This window comes from Salinactinospora qingdaonensis, assembly GCF_039539445.1.
In the GTDB taxonomy this organism is placed as follows: domain Bacteria; phylum Actinomycetota; class Actinomycetes; order Streptosporangiales; family Streptosporangiaceae; genus Salinactinospora; species Salinactinospora qingdaonensis.
On record NZ_BAABDD010000091.1, the window covers coordinates 1 to 547 of the forward strand.

Sequence of the window (547 nt, forward strand, 5' to 3'; positions counted from 1 at the left end):
GGGCCACGGCGCGGCCGTTCACCACGCACATCAACGCCTACAATCTCGATCTCTATTTGCGGATCGCTCCCGAGCTCTACCTCAAGCGGCTCGTGGTGGGCGGGATCGAGCGGGTCTTCGAGATCAAGGGTAAGCCGGTTGCCGAGGCCCTGCGGGGGGTGAGGGCTGTGGGGGTGTTCCTCGTTCGCTGCGCGATCTCGCCAGCCTGCGGGGCGGCAGCGGAGGCACTCGCTCGTTTGCGCCTATCGTCGGTCCTCGCCGCACGTCTAAAAATAGAACCTAAGGCAGGGATTCGGCACATGTCGCTGACTTCAGTGACTTCGGTGGTGGTGACAGCCGGTCGGCGGCCCTGAAAGGGGGAGGGGCGCTGGCCGGCTGTGGTAGGCATGCGTTACCTCCGCGCCCCGCGCGGTGGCCGCTGGCCGATAGCAGTACGGCGCGGCGGCCTTTGGGCCGCCGCGCCGTGGCTGTGGGGGTGTGGGTTAGAAGGTCACCGTGCGCTACAGGAGACCGAGGGCCAGGTCCAGTTGCCGTTGTGTTGGATGGT

General features: G+C 66.7%; 1 protein-coding gene. It reads left to right on the forward strand.

Annotation, left to right across the window (positions count from 1 at the left end; genetic code table 11):
• A partial coding sequence (locus ABD848_RS24920) for an amino acid--tRNA ligase-related protein (RefSeq protein WP_344977672.1) occupies positions 1-353 on the forward strand: 353 nt, incomplete at its 5' end.
• Positions 354-547 lie beyond the last annotated feature (194 nt).